The 402-nt window shown below is 46.5% G+C and carries 1 protein-coding gene; it reads left to right on the plus strand.

The genetic code is table 11. The features are described 5' to 3' along the window. Nucleotides 1-402: hypothetical protein (locus ACFFHT_RS05110; RefSeq protein WP_382374080.1), on the plus strand; the 402-nt coding region annotated here is incomplete at both ends.

Raw genomic sequence — 402 nt, forward strand, 5'->3', positions numbered from 1 at the left:
CAAGTGGTAAAAATGGCGATGACACTTCAACTGTTACTGTAAGTGGAAAAACTGCAACAGCGGAAAAAGATGCTACTGCAGACAATGGCGGTGTGGTCAATATCACTGGTGCAAATGAGACTGGCGGCAAAGGTGAAGTGAAAGGCACCGCTTCAGCTGATGGTGCAAATTCACAAGTTAATGTTTCTGGAGAAACAGCTAAAGCTAATGCAACCTCAGCAAAAAATGGTGGGGCTGTTTCTGTTGGTGGCGATAATACCAAAAATGCTTCGGTTACTGGTGCAGCAACAGCGACTGGCGAAAATTCAAACGTTACCGTTCAAGGCACGGAATCGGCAACTGCAGGGAGTGCAAGCGCAGCTGATAAAGGTAGCGTAACAGTAGGTGGTGATACCACTAAAG

It is taken from the genome of Gallibacterium melopsittaci, from assembly GCF_042433085.1.
In the GTDB taxonomy this organism is placed as follows: domain Bacteria; phylum Pseudomonadota; class Gammaproteobacteria; order Enterobacterales; family Pasteurellaceae; genus Gallibacterium; species Gallibacterium melopsittaci.